Below are 18,525 nucleotides of genomic sequence, written 5' to 3' on the forward strand. Positions count from 1 at the left end.
GCCGGTTGAGTCAGGCATGTCGACGAATTCGTAATTCTCGTGTTTCATCGTGGTGAGCACCAGATTGGTCGATGGTGAGGGGAGCCGCGCTCCTGCCCGGAGCGCGGCTCATATCGCGTGAGGCCTAGAGGTCAGTCACACGCTCCGGATCGGCCGACGCCAGTGCTGCGGCGCGCTCGGGCCGCGGCGGATAGATCCAAACGGTGTTGATCTCCTGCTTGGTCTTCTTTGCCTGCTCGCCGACTATCTCGACCTTCCGCTCCCAGCCTCGCGTGAAGAGCGCGCCGGCCTCGCCCAGGTCGAGGCAGGTGACGTAAGCCTTCTGGTGATATGGCTTGGTCGGGACTCCGAGCAGTTCGGCGGCCGCATTGTTGCCGGCAAAGGCGCCCATCCGCGTCGCGTGCTGGCACGACATCAGCGCGTAGTTGCCGACATCGTCGCAGGCTGCTCTCGCGGCATCGCCGGTGGCAAAGACGCCAGCCACCGACGTCACGCGCAGATCGCGGTCAACGAGCAGTCGGCCGAAATTGTCGCGTTCGGCGGGGATTTGCGCGGTCAGCGGGGCGGCGCGAATGCCGGCCGCCCAGATCACGGTTGCGCACTCGATGTGCACGCCGTTGGAAAGCGTGACGCCGGATTTGTCGAGCGAGGCGACGCCGGCGCCGAGCTGGGTCTCCACACCGCACTTGCGCAGTGCGTCCTCGATGACGGGGCGGGGGCCCGCGCCCATATCCGGGGCGATCGCATCGTTTCGATCGACGATGATGACGCGCGGCTCGGCATCCTTGCCAAGGATCGCACGAAGCCGCGTGGGGATCTCCGTGGCCGCCTCGATGCCGGTGAATCCGCCGCCGGCAACGACGACCGTGTCGCGCGCCTTTGATGGCGGCTGAGCGGCCAGATTATGCAGGTGCCGGTCGAGGGCGATCGCGTCGTCGAGCTGGTCGACGCTGAACCCGTGTTCGGCGAGGCCAGGAACATTCGGACGGAACAGCCGGCTGCCGGTGGCCACGACCAACCGATCGTAGGGGAGCGTCTTTCGTGTGCCCTTGGCCGTGACGATTTGCACGGTGCGAGACTTGGTATCGACCGTCTCGGCGCTGCCCTGCACGTAGACAACATCGATCGCGTTGAGCACATCCAGCAGAGGCGCCGTCAGGGTCTCCGGCTTCGGTTCGTAGAGCCGCGGGCGCACCACCAGCGTCGGCTCCGGTGAAACCAGCGCGATCTCGAGGTCCTCGGGCGAGACGCCCTGGATGTCGCGAAGGCGGGCCGAGGAAAGTGCGGCATACATGCCGGCGAAGCCGGCGCCGATGATGACGAGTCGCATGTGATTTATCCCTTTGGTTGGTTTTTTCCCAGACGTACCTGCGCGCCGCCGCTGCGCGTCAACGGCGGCAAGGCGTCTCGGCGGAGCCGTCGCCGCTCGTGTGCCTGCAACAATGTTGGCAAATGCTGCGCGGCGGTATCGTGCAGCGAGCCTGGTCGCGCAGGGTCCCGGGGTAGATTGACCTGCACCTTGGGATAGTACGGCGGATGTGCATCATCGCGCAGATGATCGCCCGATGAGACAACAGCCCATTATTTGGACTGATCCGTCTGGTGAATGAAGTCGGCAATGCCAGGATCGGTCCCAACAACCGTTGGCGCTGGAAGCGTGAAGCGAAAATGGGCGCCGCAGTTGGGACGATTTGAGCCCGAAATGCTGCCGCCGTGCGCGGCGATGATCGATTGGCAAATGGCCAGGCCGATACCAATGCCGGCATCCTTGGTGCTGAAGAAACTGTCGAAAATATGCGCGAGGTCCGCTTCCGCAATGCCTGGTCCATTGTCAAAAACGGAAAAGACGGCCGAACCGTCCTCATCGATCGCAGTCTCGATATCGATCCGACGTGTTGGCTGTCCCGACAGCGTAATCGCCTGGATGCTGTTGACCAGCAGATTGATGATTACCTGCTGCAACTGGATCCGATCGCCCATAACGCGAGGAAGCCCAGGGCGAAACGTTGTTGACAGGGTGATCAACTTGGTATCCACGTCATGCCGAATGAACAGAAGGGTCTCTTCAACGATCTCATTGAGGTCGATGAGACGTTTCTCGGGTTCTTGCTTCGCTGCCATGCCCCGCATGCGTTGAATGATCTCACTGGCACGCCGAGCGTTCGATACGATTCGGGAAGTGAGCTCTGTAACTTTTTCAATGTTTTGATCGGTGCGCGCCAGCCACCTCAGGCTCGTTTCACCATTCATGACGATTGCCGCGAGCGGCTGGTTGATTTCATGCGCGATCGAAGTCGCTAGTTCACCGAGCGTTGCGATGCGTGCGGCATGCGTGAAGTCCGCCTGCAACTTTCGAAGCTGCTGCTCGGCATTCAATCTCTCGCTGATGTCCTGGATGGTTATGAAAGTCGTGTCCAGTTGCTCGGGCGGCCTCGGATAGGTGACCGTGAACAAGACATCGATCATGGTGCCATCGAAGGCGAGAATCCTGGTTTCTTCGATGAAATTCCGCCGACCTTCGAAGTGTGCAACCATGACCCGTTTGGCGAGCCCGGGAGCTGCGGCAAAAAGGTATCGAATAGGCTTTGTGAGATCGGCAGCCTTGTCGGCGCGAAACAGCGATACCGCATCCCGGTTGACATCAGTCACACACACAACGCTTCCGGCATGTCGGATAAGGTCCCGATGCTGGTCGAGGTAAGCCGCGATATCGCGCACGCCCTTTGCCCTCAGCTGGTCAAAGATTTCACCCGCGCTGCGGGAATCAACCTGCCAGAGAGCAGTCGGCAGATATTGAATCAGATTGCGGTATCGCTCCTCGCTTGCCCGCAGTTCACAGGATGTGCAATCGGTCGATTCGGACGCCGCTTCTGCATTCCGTCCGAACTCAACGATGTCGACAAGATTGCCGGTGCTAGCCATCGGAAGGCGCCTCCTGTCCATCATCGTCCAGGGTAGGGCCCACGCGCGCCAGAGCGGACTGCAAGTGACCAATGAGCGCTTCACTGCTGGCTGGCTTGGTCAGATATGCGTGGGCGCCGCCACCTATCGCGCGCAACCGGGTCGTCAGGTTCGTGTCGGCGGTGACGACGATGACCGGAATCGATGATCCGATGCTCCGCAGCCGTTGCAGCAGGTCCAGCCCGCTATGGCCGGGCATGCTCACGTCGGTAATCAGGCAATCGAAGCTACCCGGGACGTATTCCGCCATGAAGGCCTCCGCTCGATCGAAAGTGCGACACGACAGATCCAGCACCAGAAGGAGATCGGAAAGGGCCTCTCGGACGGCTTCGTCGTCATCGACAATCGCGACTATGGGCGCTTTGGACAAACGGAAGACCTTCGCTCGAATGGCCAAACGGGCATCCCCTGATCTGCCCGATTGCCCGCCCGATCGTAACCATCCTTTGGTCTAGGCCGACCTCTCGGTTCGAATCTCACTGGGTAACAGTTCCCAGATGCGAATGAGCTGACCAATGGACGTGACCTGCATCTTCTTCGTCACGTTGCCGCGGTGCAGCTTGACCGTGATTTCGCTGATGCCCAGATCGAACGCGATCTGCTTGTTAAGGCGCCCCTTGACCACTTCGCGCAGGACCTCGCGCTCGCGCGGCGTCAACTTTGCGTAGCGGTCGACGTGTTGCTTGACCAGCCGCGCCACGGCTCTTTGCGAGACATCCTTCTCGATCGCGGCGGTGACCGCATCGAGGAGCGTCTGGTCCCTTACGGGTTTTGTGAGGAAGTCAACGGCACCCGCTTTCATCGCCTGGACCGTCATTGCGATGTCGCCATGGCCAGTGAGGAAAATGACCGGTCTCGTGTTGCCATTCAAGGTGAGGTGCTGTTGGAGATCCAGGCCGCTTGCTCCGGGCATGCGAACGTCGAGAATCAGACAACCCGGCCGCTCCGGAAGATCGGCATGCAAGAGTTCTTTCGTCGATCCAAAGCAGCATGCGTCGATTCCCACCGACAGCATAAGTTCTCGAAGCGCGGAGCGCATATCCTCGTCATCGTCCACGATCAGGACAAGCGGGCGGTCCATAGTGTCGGCAGCTATACTCATGGGGAGGCGCGGTAAGGGCGGTAAAACAGGTGAGGCGGTGAGTGCGGTTGTCCCAACCATTGCGTGGCCTCCTTTGATCGCTTCTGCTCTCAGGTCTGGCGCCGTTCTTGGGTCAGAGCATTCGGCAGGTGTTCTAAGCCCCGTAAAAGTCCGGCGTCTTTCCCAAAGCGGCCATGCTTTGCCCGATCCTGCTCCAAGTGCACCATTGCGACACTTTGCGATTTTCGTGATTTTCCGCTCGAACTTCTGATCAAGACGACCAGGCGACGCAGTAGCGCACTCGCATGCGACCAAAGTTGTAGTCAGGTGCGGCGAACGCCACCGTTTTGCCGCTATCGAACCGAGGCCGTTGCGCGAGTTCGCGCGCCGAAAAATCAAGCGTCGAGCTCGACTCCCGGTTGAGAGCGGAGCTGCTGTCGCCGTTTTCACAAACGCACGCTGGAATCGAGCAGTGATTTGCCACCTTGCCAGGCGGAATATTTCACGCCAGCAAGTCGCAAAGTGCCGAATCAAATTGAAATCGCTTTGAAATTCATTTTGTCGTGATTGGCCTGGTATGCTGTCAGAACAGCTACGCATTCAGCGAGCGAGCGTGGACAGTCGCTCGCTGATCTCCGATAGTGCAGTCGCGACCTTGCGGGACAGCACAACGATGACCTGCCCGGTCCAATTCCACTGATGAGGTTGACCGATATGAGACAGGCACGCGCCTTTGGGCAGGGGCTCGGGCGACGCTTCCGTCTGAAGGACGCGCCCTCGCTGGTTACGCGTACATTGCGCAGCGCCGAACTGGCTGTGACCGAAACGCGGGATGATGATCCCGTGCCGGGTCTTTCCGGCTCGATGCCTTCCGAGGATGCCTATCTCGTCAGCCTCAAGTTTCGCGATTACCCGGATTGCGAGTGCTGGGAGAGCGGACGATGTGTCATCAAGACGGACGTCCGTGGCGGGGCGACCTATCTGTACGACCTGAAGCGCGATCCGCGCTACGTGATCGACAAGCCGTTCCACTCCATCTTTTTCTATCTGCCGCGCTCGGCCCTCGACGACGTCGCCACGCAGACCGGCGCGCCACGCATCGGCGAACTCGCCTATGAGGCAGGCATCGGCCATGATGACACGGTCGTTCGTCATCTCGGTGCGTCGCTGGTGGAAGGACTGCGTCGGCCGGACGAGACCAACCAGCTTTTCGTCGATCACATGATGCTCGCGCTCACTGCGCACGTCGCCCAGACCTATGGCGGAATGAAGCGCGCCACCGAACCGAGCCGCGGCGGTCTTGCCCCGTGGCAGGAAAAGCGCGCCTGCGAAAAGCTCGAATCCGACCTCGCCGGAAAGATTTCATTGGAGCAAGTCGCGGCTGAGTTCGATCTCTCGGTCAGCCACTTTTCACGCGCGTTTCGCATCTCCACCGGCCTGCCGCCGCACCAGTGGCTGCTTCGCCAGCGCGTGAAGGCGGCCAAGCAGTTGATGACCGTCCGCGACCTGCCGCTGTCCGAAATAGCGATATCGGCCGGCTTTGCCAACCAAAGCCACTTTACGCGGGTGTTTTCGTCCGTGGTCGGCGTCAGCCCTGGGGCGTGGCGCCGCGATGCGCTCGGCGCTTCGCCAAGCGAGACGTGATTCAAGCCGGGCGCTTGGTCCGATCAGCGTCGCTTCGCCAGTGAGATGGTGTAGGCGGCGTGGCGCGCCGCAAAGATCTCGTCCGGCGGATGACCGATGCCTTCGGCGAGATTTGCCGGATCGAAGATGGTTGGGTCGCAGGCCTCGTTCGCTTCTAGACCGGTGATAACGATCGTTCCGAGCCGTATCGCTTCGCGATTGTCCTCATCCGGCCACCGGATGGTCACGTTCATGGTGGGGTCGCCGGGACGGCCGAGGAGCGCCATCACGTTGAACCGGACATCGCCCGCCGCGATCCGGCTTTCGAGGTCGTCATGCAGGAAGTCGGCGGACTTCGTTTTGGCCTCGTCCTCGGTCAGTGTGACGTCTCCGCCGACCGGAACGACCTTGAACTTGATGAACCGTGTCTCGCCTTTCGAATTCGTTGCGGGAAAGGAGTGCACGCCCCAATAGGTCGTGCCGGCAAAACTCGCGGGCAGCGGGCGCGCGGCGATGTAGTTTGCCTGATGCAGCGTTTCCGGATTGGCGGCGGAGAATGCCTTGACCTTCGCCATATCCGGTTTGCTGTCCCGACCCGGAAGCCGCGCCTTGAGGAAAGCCAGCATCTGGTCGAGCGTCCTCGCAAAATGCACCGGAGCGCTTTCAAGGAGAATGTCGGAGCGATGTCGATCGTCGCCGAGCTTGAAGCTGAAGCCGCGCAGCACGAGGTTGTTGGTATCCGCCACTTTGGGATTGCCGCCGCCCACCGAGAAGCGCGCCAGCACCCGTGATGGTTTGGTGAAACTCGGGGATTTCGTAATCTCCTCCGCCCAATCCGACGGGGCATAGGTGCCGCGAACGCACCGGCCCTTGGCAAAGCTCGCGCGCACCTTTGGCGGATCACCAGCCACCGCTTTCAGGGCATCGACGATGGACGCGGGTGTGGCGGCGCCGGTCGGGAACCGGGGCATGGCGGAACCTTGGCTTGAGTGGTCAGTGGGCGTTCTAAGCGGTGTGCAGGTTCGGTGTCTTTCCCAAAGCGGCCATGCCTTGTCCGATCCTGCTGCTACTAGCCATCGCTTCCCTGACGGCGAAGTGGGCGAGATTGTCGGCGTTCCCTGCGCCACCGTCAAAAGCCGGATGTCCTATGCGCGCAAGCACCTCGCGAGAATGCTTCTAAGCACAGGTCTCGAGGCCGCAGCAGTCTGAACAAACTCTAGGAGAGAACCAAGGCCGTCTGGCGAACTACATCTGTAACACGATCGGCCGATCTCGAAATTATTCCGTATCGCGCTCCCCCTACCGTCTGTAACGGTCGAGATTTCATCGTCCTGCGCATCGATTTTGATTTGGGGCAATACAGGATGTTCGAGTGGTTTGAGCCCGCGGTGTTGATCGCCATCGCGGGGTTGCTGGCGTGGTCAGCTATTCGTAGCCGGCGATCGAAGAAACCAATTGTCAAATGGGGCGGAGCAGGTTTGGCGGCTTTGGCCTCTGTCATTGCCATCTCGATCAGCGCGCTCCTGACCATTGGACTTTTCAAGCTGCAGGCGCGCAGCGCGCCAGCCGTCGATTTGAAGGTTGCAGGGACCGCGGAGCAAATTCGGCGCGGCCAGACGATCTCGGACAGCTTTTGCAGCGGCTGCCATACCCGGACCGACACGCTCACCGGCGGTGCGGATCTCGGCAAGGAGATCTCGTTGCCGATCGGTTCATTTGTAGCCGCCAACCTCACGCCGGTCGGGGCGGTAAGCCGATGGTCGGACGGCGATATTTTCCGCGCTATTCGCAACGGTGTCGATCCTGACGGCCGTTGGCTGGTCATCATGTCGTACACCAACGCCGGAAAGCTGAGTGACGAGGACACCAAAGCGGTGATCGCCTATATCCGCAGTCTGCCCGCTGCGGGAGAAAAGACGATAAGCCCGGCCGATCATCTCACGACACTCGGCATCGCGATGTTGGGCGCCGGCATGCTGCCTACGGGCAAGCCGGTCTCAACAGAACATGTCACCGCGCCACCAAAAGGTCCCACGCCGCAATACGGCGAATATCTCATTTCGTATCAGGACTGCCGCGAATGCCATGGCAAGGATCTGACCGGCGGCAAGCCTGGCCAGCTCGCGCCGCTAGGGCCTGACCTCAATGTCGTAAAGGGCTGGAAATTTCAGGAATTCGTCGCCACCATGCGAACCGGTATCGATCCGAACGGTCACACCCTCGGCAATCAGATGCCGTGGCGGCCGATCGGTCGGATGGAAGATGAAGACCTTCGTGCCCTCTATGAGTATCTGACGCATCTGCCCGGAGCCTGAACCACTCCGCACGGCGTTCGCATTTCGGAACGAAGGCTAGTTCTTCGGGGTTGAATCTGCGCCCAGCAATTGGCCGGTCTTGCGGCTGAGAAAATGCAGTCGCGTGCAGGCAGGGCAGCTTACCGCAGTGAATTCGTTCTGGTCGGTACCATCGTCCTCGTCCAGGCTGTGCTGAACGTTGAGATGGGTATTGGGACAGACGAAGATGAAATGTCTCATCCGCCCTTTGTCGAAGATCTGTATTCCGACGATTTGATCCAGCGCAAGGTTTTGGCCCCGCGGAGGCGAAATTCCCCCGACGGCGCGGCGAACTTTCCGCGGCGGTTCCCTCAGGCGGTCGACGCGCGCCGCTGCCCGGTCCGGTCATATGGCGCACGATGCATCCGGATGGTTTGATCCAGAACAAATGGCGGAGAAGGGCTCCGAGATAGGCTGTCGTCGTTGTTGAATCGTGTGCAGCTACGGTGCCGTTCAGCAAATTGAAGACAAGTGCCGGAGGTTCATCATGGGCAGACTCAAGATTCCGCATGACGCCATCGTGTTCGTGGGCGACGGACGGAAGGCGCTGTTCCTCCGCAACGAAGGCGATGAGAAGTTTCCCAATCTGAAGACCGAGCAAGTCTTTGAGCAGCTAAATCCCTCGACCCATGACCAAGGCAGCGAGCGGCCCGGACGCACGAGGAAGCCGGCGTCGGGGCAGCGAAGTACGGTCGAGCCGGTGGACTGGCATGATCTCGAAGAGCACCGGTTCGCGCGACAGGTGGCGGCCGCAGCCGAGCAGGTCATCCGCAGCGGCAAGGCAAAGGCGCTCGTCGTCGTGGCCCCGCCTCGAACTTTGGCAGAGCTTCGAGTTGCCTTTCATCCTGACGTGAAACGGCATATCCTGGCTGAGTTCGACAAGGATCTCACCAAGCATCCTGTCGGTGAAATCGAAAGGCATCTGGTTGGATGATCCGCGGGCGCCGCCCGCTGGCTGTTGATGCATAACCCGTTCTCACGCGTCCTTGCGGGAGAAGACCATGTTCTCTGTTCCTCGAAAGCGACGCGGCGAACCGGCCGATCAGGCGGATGAGGCGCCGGGCTTGATCGATCAGGATCAGGTTGACGTTGAGCGCGATGAGCCGCTCGGCGAGAATGAGCCGGTCGAACGCGATCCGCGTGAGGCGCCGGAGTCGCCATCATTCGAGGAGTGATATGCTTGCCATGCAGTGTGGCTAAGCGCCGCTCGGAAATCGTCTGGTCGCGCGGACATCCATGCGGTAACATGTAATACTTGTTGTGATGCTCGGATCCCGCGGATGGAGGTGGGTCCCGTGGAGAAATTCATTCACAATCAGAACCTCGCGCTGTTCAGGAAGAAGCTGAACGATCCGCAGATCAGCGAGGCGGAGCGCGAGGTCGTTCGCAAGCTGCTGGCGGACGAGGAAGCGAAGGAAGGCAGCCTGCCGCGTTCCACCCGAGCGGATCGCAAGCCGTCCTGATCCAACGCAATTTTCCGAAAATCACATCGCGCTTTGATGCCGCCGCCTTCGAAAGCGGATAATTCGGGCATGGGGGACGCCATCCACCTGCGGTTCAGCACCTGGCGGGGATCTGCGTTGCAATTTCAAATCAGGTCATCGGCTATTCGGTTTGCGCGAGATCAACGCGAGGCCTCGCGGGCTGGCTCAGCTAGCAGAGGAAAAGAGGAGCTACGCGGATGGCGCGCTTCATTGCCCGATTTTACAAACGTGTGCTCGGCGAGAACGGCCAGGTAGGCGACATCTGCCAATGCACAGTGGACCTCGATGTCCCCGACAACGCACAAGCGGTGGACGTCGCCAAGCAGAAATTCTGCGAGATGCACGGGGTTCACGATTGGACCCTGCATGCCGATCGGCTCGAGGTTAAGCAGGCCGACTTTCCGTCGTAAACGACGGAAGTGTCGCGGCGCACCTCGGCTTGCCATCATTCCGAGGCGCGCAAAAGCGCGAACTATGATGTGCACTTGCACATCAGAGAATCCATTTCACCACCTGCGAAACGGGCGACCGAATTCCGGGCCTGCGTGCTATGCACGCATCCCGGAATGACAGTTTGGGACTGCTAGCGCTCGTTACGGGCAGGGGTGACGATAACCGTCGGTGCCGAGATAAGTGCCCGAGGCGGGATCATAGGAGCGGAAGCGCTGCGCGCAGTAAGCTTGGGCGTTTGCCGCTTGTGCCTGGCTGGATGCAATGGCCCCGCCAATGATGGCGCCCGCGGCGAGTCCGCCAAGCACGGCAGCGCCGGTTCCGTATCCGCCGCCCCCATACCCGCGCCGGTAACCGTAGTGGCGGTAGCCGGGACCACCATGCCAGCGACGGTATTGCACCTGCTGTGCCGAAGACTCCTGTGCCACGGGGGACGGCATCATGGGCGCGGCTCGAACAGGTAGGGATGCCGATATCGTCATCGCTGTGGCGGCGGCCATCAAGAAAATCCTACTCATGTTCACGGCTTGCTCCTTTTCTTGTTTAGTTGGGAACACAACGGCCGTGCTGCCGTACGGTTCCCGGGACTTACCGCTCGCGACGAGAGAGTCAGCCAAGCGTCAACTCCCAGTACAAGATTCCGACCCTTGGGTCACCACAAGATCAGTCGGCTGTCACGTACGAATATGAAGGGCTCCGTTGCATCTCTGCCGTACCATCCGATTCGCCCTCGGATGCTTTTTTGGGCCGAAAACGCTATTATTTGCCGAAACTTTCAGCGCGCGTGATCGCGCTTGCCGCGCTACCTAAAGGCTGCGGGCGAGCGTGCGCTTCATGGTCGTGAGGCGGACGCGCAAGGGAGAGTAGCGAACATGCTTGAAGCGGCGCGGGTTTCGCAGTCCAGCCTGCCGGTGATCGATATCTCCGGCCTATCGTCGCCAAACCTGTCGGATCGCAAGGCGGTTGCTGCCAAGCTGCGGGCCGCCTGTCTGTACAACGGCTTCTTCTACATCTCGAACCATGGCGTCGACGAAGGCCTCGTTGCCGACGTTTTCACTGAGGCTGCCGCCTTCTTCGATCTGCCGCCCGAGACAAAGGCCGAGGTCGACAAGTCGCGCTCGAAGGTCAATCGCGGCTATGAGCCGCTGCAGGGCCAGACGCTGGAGCCCGGCGCGCCGCCCGACCTCAAGGAAGGTTATTATGTCGGGCCCGAGCATGCGCCGGATGATCCGCGCGTGCTCGCCGGCATGTTCAATCACGGCGCCAACCAGTGGCCGTCGTCGCGGCCGAACTTCAAGCCGGTGATGGAGGCCTATCTCAACGTGATGCTGGATCTGTCGGCGCGGATGATGGGCGGCATCGCGCTGTCACTCGATCTGCCTGAAGGCTATTTCAAGGGTTATTGCACCGACGCGATGGCGACGGTGCGGTTGCTGCACTATCCGCCGCAGGCTGCCAACGGCAATCCGGATCAGAAGGGCGCCGGTGCGCACACCGATTTCGGCGGACTGACCTTGCTGCGCCAGGGCGATGTCGGCGGCTTGCAGGTTTGGGACCAGGCAACCGGCGGATGGATCCATGCCGACCCGGTGCCCGGCACCTATGTCGTCAATCTCGGCGACATGATCGCGCGCTGGAGCAACGACAGATACCGCTCGACGCTGCATCGCGTGGTGAACGCGTCGGGCCGCGAGCGCTATTCGGTGCCGTTCTTCTATACCGGCAATTACGCGCACAAGGTCGAATGCATCCCGACCTGCCTTGCGCCCGGCGAGGAGCCGAAATACCCGCCTGTAACGGTCGAGGAGCATATGCGCGCGATGTACAAGCGGACCTACAAGTAGCCCGTCGCCGCCATGACTGCTTCATCGACACGCTACACCTTCATCCTGATCCACGGCGCCTGGCAGGGCGCCTGGGCCTGGGACACCATCGTTCCGCGCCTGAAGGCGCTCGGGCACGAGGCGACCGCCGTCGACCTGCCGGGCAACGGCCACAACCCGCTGCCACCTGAGCAGGTCGATCTCGACCGCTACGCCGCGCATGTCGTGGACGTCATCGACAGGACCGAAGGTCCGATCATCATGGTCGGGCACAGCATGGGCGGCACGGCGGCCGCGCAGGCCTGCGAGCTGCGCCCCGAACGGATCGCGCTCGCGATCTTCCTCTGCGCGTTCATGTTGCCTGACGGGATGTCCGTGCTGCAGTTCTACGAGCGCTATCTGGAACCCTGGATGCGCGGCGCGCATGCGCGTGTTACCTATGACGAAGCAGGTCTCTTGTCGCGCATCGATCCAGCTTCTGCTGTCGAGGTGTTCTACCAGAAGGCGGATCGCGCATTGGCCGAAGCCGCGGCGCATCGCCTGACGCCGCAGCCCGAAGGCGGCCGTCGCTCGCAGCTGAAGCTATCGCCGGAGCGCTTCGGCACCGTGCCGCGCGTCTATATCGAGGCGCGCGAGGATCGCTCGGTGCATCTGCCGCTGCAGCGGAAGATGCAGGAATTGTCGCCGTGCCTCGAAGTCTACGGCCTCGACAGCGACCACGCGCCGCAGCTCTCGCAGCCGGATGAGCTGGTTGCGTTGTTCATGAAGGCGGTCGCCGCGCACGCCCGCACGCTGTGACGGATCTTGCGACCGCGCTTCAGTTGCGGCGGGCAGGTCGATGCTTCATTTGTGGGCAAACGGTGCTCATTTCACTTCGTTGACAGCATTTTCGCGCCACCTATCCTGACTCCGGTTTTGGCGAGCTGAAGAGTTCAGATGAAGCCCTCCATCTTTGGCTACCAGGCGCCAGCATCGATCGAAGAGGCGATCAGCATTCTGGCCGGCGATCCCGACGCGGTCGTGCTCGCCGGAGGGCAGACTTTGCTGCCCGCGATGAACTTTCGCGCCGCCAATCCGTCTACGCTGGTCGACATCCAGCATGTGGCTGATCTCCGTGGCATCGAGGTCGGCACCGAAATCATCGTCGTGAAGGCGATGACCCGCCACCGCGAATTCGAACTCGATGCGGCGGTTGCACGCGTCAATCCGCTGGTTGCCGAGGTCATGCAACATGTCGCCCATGTGCCGATCCGCAACCGCGGCACGGTGGTCGGCAGTCTCTGCCATGCCGATCCCTCGGCGGAAATGCCGCTGCTGCTGGTTCTGCTCGGTGGCTCCGTGATCGCGCAAGGACCTTCGGGGCGGCGCGAGATTGCGGCCGAGGATTTCTTTCAGTCGTTCCTCACCACCGCCCGGGAGCGGGACGAGATCATCACCGAGGCGCGCTTTCCGGTGCTGCCGAAAGCGGCAGGATGGGCCTTCGACGAGGTGACGCGGCGTCACGGCGACTACGCGATTGCGGGCGTCGGCTGCGTGCTGTCGCTTGACGATCGCGGCCGTGCGTCGCGCGTGCAGCTTGCGGCCTGCGGCATTGCCGATACGCCGGTGCGCCTGAGGGACGCGGAGAATGTCCTCACAGGCACGGTGCTCGATGCGTCCGATCTCGACGCCGCGGTGGCAGCTTCCACTGCGGCCGTGACTCAGCCCGACGAGATGCATGTGTCGCAAACCTATCGCCGCAGGGCGCTCGGCACGCTGATCCGCAGGATGGTGACGACGGCCGCGCAACGCGCCACGCAGATGGAGATCGCCTGAATGGCGCGAACGATGAGAGCCGCGATCCCCGACCGCTCGGCGGATCCCGAAGTCGACGTGTCGATGACAGTCAACGGCGAAGCGGTCAGCCGCACCGTCAGCGTCCGCATGCTGCTGAGCGACTTCCTGCGGCATGAACTGGGGCTGACCGGCACCCATGTCGGCTGCGAGCATGGCGTCTGCGGCTGCTGCACCGTGCTCATCGACGGCAGGGCCGGCCGCTCCTGCCTGACGCTGGCTGTGCAGGCGAATGGTTACGATATCCGCACCATCGAGTCGGTCGCCGCCGCCGACGGCACGCTGCATCCGGTGCAGCAGGCCTTCAAGGAATGTCACGGCTTGCAGTGCGGCTACTGCACGCCGGGCATGGTGATGAACATCGTCGCCCGCTTCGAGGAGCCAGGAAAGCTCGATCTTTCCGACGAGGGCATCCGGGATTTGCTCTCGGGCAATCTCTGCCGCTGCACCGGCTATCTCAACATCATCGCCGCGGTGCGCCGCGCCGCCGAGCTGCTGGGACGGGCCTGATGTCGACACGCCAGTTCGGGGCCCGCGTTGAGCGCAATATCGATCCCAAGCTGCTGCGGGGCGAGGGCGCCTTCGTCGACGACATTCCGCTGCCGGACGCGCTGCATGTCGCTTTCTTGCGCAGCCCGCATGCTCGGGCGCGGATTGTCGCCATCGACACATCGGCGGCGAAGCGCTATCCCGGCGTCGCCGCGATCTATACTAGCGACGATATCGGCGCGCTCGATGTCGAGATGCCGCTGTTGATTCCGCACCCCTCGATGAAGAACCCGAAGACCCAGCGCCCGTTGGCGCGAGGCGATGTCCACTATGTCGGGCAGACCGTGGCGATGGTGGTCGCGGTCGACCGCTATACCGCGGAAGACGCTGCAGCCCTGATCGAGGTCGAGTATGCGCCATTGCCGCTCGAGATGGACCTGACGAAAGCGCTGACCGACGATGCGCCGCTTGTGCATGCCGACGTGCCGAACAATCTGGCAGCGCATTTCGTCCAGACCAGCGGCAATCCGGACGACGCCTTTGCGCGTGCCGAGCACGTCACCAGGATCACCGTGCAGGTTGACCGTTCGACTGCGGCCCCGATGGAATGCCGCGCGGTGGCGGCGCGCTGGGACGCGGTATCGGGCGAACTAACGGTCTGGGATGGCACGCAGACGCCGATCTCGGTGCGCGGCGGGCTTGCGTCCGTATTCGAGCTCGATGAGGATAAGGTCCGCGTCATCGCGCCCGATGTCGGCGGCGGCTTCGGGCAGAAGGTGCTGCTGTTCTATCCGGACGAGCTGCTGGTGCCGATGGCGGCGATGCGGCTCGGGCGTCCCGTGAAATATATCGAGGACCGTCGCGAGAATTTCCTTGGCTCCTCGCAGGAGCGGACGCAGATCCACACCATCGAGCTCGCCGCGCTGAGGACCGGCGAGGTGATCGGCCTGCGCGATTTCTTCCTGCACGACACCGGCGCCTTCATTCCCTATGGCATCGCAGTGGCGCAGGTCGCCTCCACCTCGATCGCGGGACCGTATCGCATCCCCAACATCCTCGTGGAGTTCAAGGCGGTCTATACGCCGACCGTGCAGGTGACGCCCTATCGCGGCTGCGGCCGGCCGCAGGCCTGCTTTGCCATCGAGCGCGCGATGGATCAGCTCGCAGAAGAGCTCGGGCTCGACCGTTTCGAGATCCGCCGCCGCAACCTGATCGAAGAAAGCCAATTTCCCTATGCGCGCGAAGGACTGCTGTTCGCGGATGGACTCAAGGTCACGCTCGACAGCGGCCGATATGGCAAGGCGCTGGCGATGGCCGCAGCCGAGCTTGGCGCGGAGAATTTCGCCGCCGAGCAGGCGAAAGCACGCGCCGAGGGACGCTATCTAGGGCTGGGGCTTGCCTGTTACGTCGAAGGCACCGGCCTCGGTCCCTACGAGGGAGGCCACGTCAAGATCCACCCGATCACCGGTAAGGTCTATGTCAACACCGGCCTCAGCACGCAGGGGCAGGGCCACGACACGGTGTTCGCGCAGATCGTCGCCGATCAGCTCGGCGTCAGCCCGCAGGACGTCATCGTGGTCGAGGGTGACACCAAGGCGTTCGAATGGGGCGTGGCGACATTTGCAAGCCGCGCCGCTGTCGTCAGCGGCAACGCGATCCACAAGACCGCGATCATCGTGCGTAACAAGGTGATCGAAGCCGCCGCCAACATGCTCGATGTCGATCCGGACCAGATCGAGCTGCGCGATTCCGCGGCGTGGGTGAAAGGCTCGAACCGCTTTGCTCCGCTGGCCGCGATCGCGACCGCCAGCAATCCGCTGCGTTACGCTTTCAACAAGGCTGCGCAGGCGGCAACGCAATTCGCGCCGGCGAGCAAGCATGACGGCCCGCCGCTCGCCGACGGCCAGGCGCCCGGACTGGAGGCCACCGATTATTACAGCCCGTCGCGATCGACCTGGGCCTATGGCGTGCACGGCGCGATCATCGAGGTCGATCCGGGCCTGTGCACGGTGAAGATCAGGAAATATGTCTGCATTCACGATTGCGGCAACATGATCAATCCGATGATCGTGGAGGGGCAGGTGCTCGGCGGCATCGCGCAGGGGATCGGCGGCGCGCTCTACGAGCATCTCGACTACCAGGCCGACGGCAACCTCGCCAATGCCAGCCTGATGGACTTCCTGGTGCCTTACGCGACCGAGATTCCCAACGTCTCGATCCTGCATTTGGAGACACCGACGCCGCTCAATCCGCTCGGCGTCAAGGGCGTCGGCGAAGCCGGCTGCATCGCGGTCGGTGCGGTCGTCGCCTCAGGCGTCGAGGACGCGCTGCGTCCGTTCGGCGCGCTCAAATTCCACCAGGTGCCGCTGTCGCCGAACATGATTTCACGCGCGCTGGAAGCCGTCGGATGTTGACGTGGAAGGACAGGCGTGAGGTTGCTACCTTCGCTCTTCCCGCACATGCGGCTGGCCGAGTGCGCCGGGCTCCTGCGTGATGCCGGAATCCTTGGTGCCGACCCAGATCATGACGGCGATGGTCGCCAGATACGGCGTCATCAGCATCAGATATTGCGGCACGCGGATGCCGGCCGCTGCGATCTGCGGGATCAGCGCCTCGATGCAGCCGAACAGGAGTGCGCCGGCGAGGGCGGGCCACGGCGCCCAGCGCGCGAACACCACGAGCGCCACCGCGATCCAGCCGCGGCCGCCGGTCATTCCCGTCACCCATAGCTTGACACTGACGACGGAGATGTAGCCGCCGGCCAGCCCGATCAACGAGGAACCGGCGACGATCGCGAAGATGCGATGCAAGGTAACGCTGACGCCGGCGGCGTCCGCAGCGCCCGGGTTCTCGCCGACCGAGCGAATCCGCAAGCCGAGCATGGTGCGGAACAGCAGGAAGTTGACGGCAAAGAAGATCAGGATAGTGAGATAGACGATCGGATCCTGCTGGAACAAGATCCGCCCGATGCCGGGGATTTCGGACAGCGGCCAGATCTTCAGTGGCGGAAGGCCCGTCAGTTGCTTGTTCTGCCATTTCGCCAGCGTGCCGACGAGGCCGGTAAAACCTTGGCAGAAGAACACGACTGACAGGCCCGCGATCACCTGGTTGATGCGCAGCACCACCACCAGCACTGCAAACAGCAGCGAGACTGCGCTCGCCGCCACCATCGCGGCGACCAGCGCCAGCGCTGGGTAGCCGCCGAGCGCAAGGCAGGTTCCCGCGCCCGCGAGCGCGCCGACCAGCATCAGGCCTTCCGCGGTGAGGTTCAGCACGCCGGAACGTTCGGCGATGATCAGGCCGAGCGCGGCAAGCGCGTAGGGCGCCGCGGTGACGGGCGTGTTGGCGAGCCAGTTGACGAGGAAATCGATCATCGAATCCACCTGATGCGGTGGCGGATCAAAAATTCCGACGACGCGACCGCCATCACGATGATCGCCTCGATCATCTGCACCATGGTGAAGGGGATCTGGTAGAACACCTGCAGCGTCTGGCCGGTGATGAAGAGCACCGCGATCAGGAAGGCCACGATCGCGACCACGATCGGGTCGTTGCGCGACAGGAACGCGATCAGGACGCCGGAGAACACATAGCCATTGGCGTAGGATTGCGTGAGCCGGCCCTCCTGGCTGGCGACATTGACGAACCCGGCGAGTCCTGAGCAGGCGCCCGAGATCGCGATGATCCAGATCGTCGCCGTCTGTACGGGGACGCCGACGACCTTCGCCATGCGCGGATTGGCGCTGATGAAGCGGGTGTAGAAGCCGATGCGGCTGAGATGGATCAGCCAGCCGGCCGCGAGCACGCCGGCGATCGCGATCAGCAAACCGCTGTTGACGCCATAGCCGATATCGGTCAGCCGCTCGAACGGACGGAACGGTGTGGATTGCGGAAACGCCGTCTTGGCGTCCTGCCAGGCGCCGTAGAGCAGGTGGAACAGGAAATACATCGCCACATAATTCAAGAGCAACGTCGCTATGATCTCGTTGACCCGGAAGCGCAGCTTCAGGAACACCACAAGGAGCACCCAGAGCGCGCCGCCAAGCGCGGCGGCCATTCCCATCAGGATCAGCCGCGTCGCCGGCGGGCCGATGTCGTAGATCGAGATCGCGGCGGCAAAGATGCCGCCGAAGATCATCTGGCCCTCGATGCCGAGATTCCAGAAGCCGATGCGGAAGGCGACGCTTGCGCCCAGGCCGACCAGGATCAGCGGCGCGGCCTGGATCAGCACGCCGCGCAGGTTCTCCGCCGTCAGCACGCCGGCGAGTTCGCTGGCGAGCGTCAAGGGCGGGATGCCGGCGAGAGCGAGGATCGCGACTGAAATCGCAAGGCCGAGGATCAGCGATGATCCGACGAACACCGCCTGCTTCCACGGCGGCAGGTTCTGGCGCACGTCGAGCGTGAGGCGGCCGAAGCCGCGCGGGGATGCGGGGACAGGCGAGGTCAAT

Annotated in this window: 20 protein-coding genes; 11 read left to right on the plus strand and 9 right to left on the minus strand. The window is 62.5% G+C overall.

From position 1 onward, the window contains the following. Positions 1–124: 124 nt before the first annotated feature. From K288_RS0128820 to K288_RS0128835, 4 genes are all read right to left on the minus strand, one after another. Entirely contained in the window at positions 125–1,330 is a 1,206-nt protein-coding gene (locus tag K288_RS0128820; protein ID WP_027582679.1) for an NAD(P)/FAD-dependent oxidoreductase, read from the minus strand. Between the two features lie 251 nt (positions 1,331–1,581). Beyond that, positions 1,582–2,922, minus strand: coding sequence for an ATP-binding protein (locus K288_RS46875; RefSeq protein ID WP_051334793.1), 1,341 nt, complete (start codon positions 2,920–2,922; stop codon positions 1,582–1,584). Beyond that, positions 2,915–3,358 carry a response regulator gene (locus K288_RS0128830; RefSeq protein ID WP_201449739.1) on the minus strand — a complete coding sequence of 148 codons (444 nt, stop codon included), beginning with the start codon at positions 3,356–3,358 and terminating at the stop codon, positions 2,915–2,917. Before K288_RS0128830 ends, K288_RS46875 begins: the two co-directional genes overlap by 8 nt. A 54-nt stretch (positions 3,359–3,412) precedes the next feature. Further along, a complete protein-coding gene (locus tag K288_RS0128835) occupies positions 3,413–4,063 on the minus strand; it encodes a response regulator transcription factor (protein WP_027582681.1) in 651 nt (216 codons plus the stop codon). 693 nt (positions 4,064–4,756) lie between these two features. On the opposite strand from K288_RS0128835, the gene K288_RS0128840 reads away from it, so the two are divergent. Further along, complete coding sequence (locus tag K288_RS0128840; RefSeq protein WP_043161010.1) at positions 4,757–5,686, plus strand: AraC family transcriptional regulator; 930 nt, start codon at positions 4,757–4,759, stop codon at positions 5,684–5,686. A 23-nt stretch (positions 5,687–5,709) separates the two neighbouring features. Here K288_RS0128840 and K288_RS0128845 read toward each other — a convergent pair whose 3' ends face one another. Beyond that, positions 5,710–6,636, minus strand: coding sequence for a catalase family peroxidase (locus tag K288_RS0128845; RefSeq protein WP_027582683.1), 927 nt, complete (start codon positions 6,634–6,636; stop codon positions 5,710–5,712). A gap of 417 nt (positions 6,637–7,053) precedes the next feature. On the opposite strand from K288_RS0128845, the gene K288_RS0128850 reads away from it, so the two are divergent. Next, positions 7,054–7,980, plus strand: a complete 927-nt coding sequence (locus K288_RS0128850) for a c-type cytochrome (RefSeq protein WP_244443291.1) — start codon at positions 7,054–7,056, stop codon at positions 7,978–7,980. 36 nt (positions 7,981–8,016) lie between these two features. On the opposite strand, the gene K288_RS0128855 is transcribed toward K288_RS0128850, so the two are convergent. Then, complete coding sequence (locus K288_RS0128855; protein ID WP_027582685.1) at positions 8,017–8,199, minus strand: hypothetical protein; 183 nt, start codon at positions 8,197–8,199, stop codon at positions 8,017–8,019. A gap of 286 nt (positions 8,200–8,485) precedes the next feature. Here K288_RS0128855 and K288_RS0128860 point away from each other — a divergent pair, with 286 nt between their 5' ends. From K288_RS0128860 to K288_RS0128875, 4 genes are all read left to right on the plus strand, one after another. Further along, positions 8,486–8,932, plus strand: a complete 447-nt coding sequence (locus K288_RS0128860) for a host attachment protein (RefSeq protein WP_027582686.1) — start codon at positions 8,486–8,488, stop codon at positions 8,930–8,932. Between the two features lie 67 nt (positions 8,933–8,999). Beyond that, complete coding sequence (locus K288_RS53725) at positions 9,000–9,173, plus strand: hypothetical protein (RefSeq protein WP_160169016.1); 174 nt, start codon at positions 9,000–9,002, stop codon at positions 9,171–9,173. A gap of 120 nt (positions 9,174–9,293) precedes the next feature. After that, positions 9,294–9,461: a hypothetical protein gene (locus K288_RS54250; RefSeq protein ID WP_201449740.1), complete on the plus strand. Its 168-nt coding sequence runs from the start codon at positions 9,294–9,296 to the stop codon at positions 9,459–9,461. A 218-nt stretch (positions 9,462–9,679) separates the two neighbouring features. Then, positions 9,680–9,892: a hypothetical protein gene (locus tag K288_RS0128875; protein WP_027582687.1), complete on the plus strand. Its 213-nt coding sequence runs from the start codon at positions 9,680–9,682 to the stop codon at positions 9,890–9,892. Positions 9,893–10,075: 183 nt separating this feature from the next. On the opposite strand, the gene K288_RS0128880 is transcribed toward K288_RS0128875, so the two are convergent. Next, complete coding sequence (locus tag K288_RS0128880) at positions 10,076–10,450, minus strand: BA14K family protein (protein ID WP_043161013.1); 375 nt, start codon at positions 10,448–10,450, stop codon at positions 10,076–10,078. A 354-nt stretch (positions 10,451–10,804) separates the two neighbouring features. Between K288_RS0128880 and K288_RS0128885 the strand changes: the two genes are divergently transcribed. The 5 genes from K288_RS0128885 to cutA all read left to right on the plus strand — a co-directional run bounded on the left by K288_RS0128885 (position 10,805) and on the right by cutA (position 16,491). Further along, positions 10,805–11,776 carry a 2-oxoglutarate and iron-dependent oxygenase domain-containing protein gene (locus K288_RS0128885; protein ID WP_027582689.1) on the plus strand — a complete coding sequence of 324 codons (972 nt, stop codon included), beginning with the start codon at positions 10,805–10,807 and terminating at the stop codon, positions 11,774–11,776. Between the two features lie 12 nt (positions 11,777–11,788). Beyond that, the gene (locus K288_RS46885; RefSeq protein WP_051334794.1) at positions 11,789–12,553 is read left to right on the plus strand and encodes an alpha/beta fold hydrolase; all 765 of its coding nucleotides are present in this window, start codon (positions 11,789–11,791) and stop codon (positions 12,551–12,553) included. A 138-nt stretch (positions 12,554–12,691) separates the two neighbouring features. Next, positions 12,692–13,570, plus strand: coding sequence for an FAD binding domain-containing protein (locus K288_RS0128895; RefSeq protein ID WP_027582690.1), 879 nt, complete (start codon positions 12,692–12,694; stop codon positions 13,568–13,570). Beyond that, on the plus strand, positions 13,571–14,098 hold the full coding sequence (locus K288_RS0128900) for a (2Fe-2S)-binding protein (protein WP_244443292.1): 528 nt from the start codon (positions 13,571–13,573) through the stop codon (positions 14,096–14,098). It begins immediately after the preceding gene. Then, positions 14,098–16,491, plus strand: coding sequence for an aerobic carbon-monoxide dehydrogenase large subunit (gene cutA, locus K288_RS0128905; RefSeq protein WP_027582692.1), 2,394 nt, complete (start codon positions 14,098–14,100; stop codon positions 16,489–16,491). Before K288_RS0128900 ends, cutA begins: the two co-directional genes overlap by 1 nt. A gap of 24 nt (positions 16,492–16,515) precedes the next feature. Here the strand turns inward: cutA and K288_RS0128910 are convergent, their stop codons facing one another. Together K288_RS0128910 and K288_RS0128915 are read right to left on the minus strand one after the other, a co-directional pair. Next, positions 16,516–17,451 (minus strand): ABC transporter permease, encoded by a 936-nt coding sequence (locus tag K288_RS0128910; protein ID WP_201449741.1) that lies wholly within the window; start codon positions 17,449–17,451, stop codon positions 16,516–16,518. Then, positions 17,448–18,524 (minus strand): ABC transporter permease, encoded by a 1,077-nt coding sequence (locus tag K288_RS0128915; protein WP_201449742.1) that lies wholly within the window; start codon positions 18,522–18,524, stop codon positions 17,448–17,450. The genes K288_RS0128910 and K288_RS0128915 overlap by 4 nt, the downstream gene beginning before the upstream one ends. Position 18,525: the final 1 nt, after the last annotated feature.

It is taken from the genome of Bradyrhizobium sp. Ai1a-2, from assembly GCF_000426245.1.
In the GTDB taxonomy this organism is placed as follows: Bacteria; Pseudomonadota; Alphaproteobacteria; order Rhizobiales; family Xanthobacteraceae; genus Bradyrhizobium.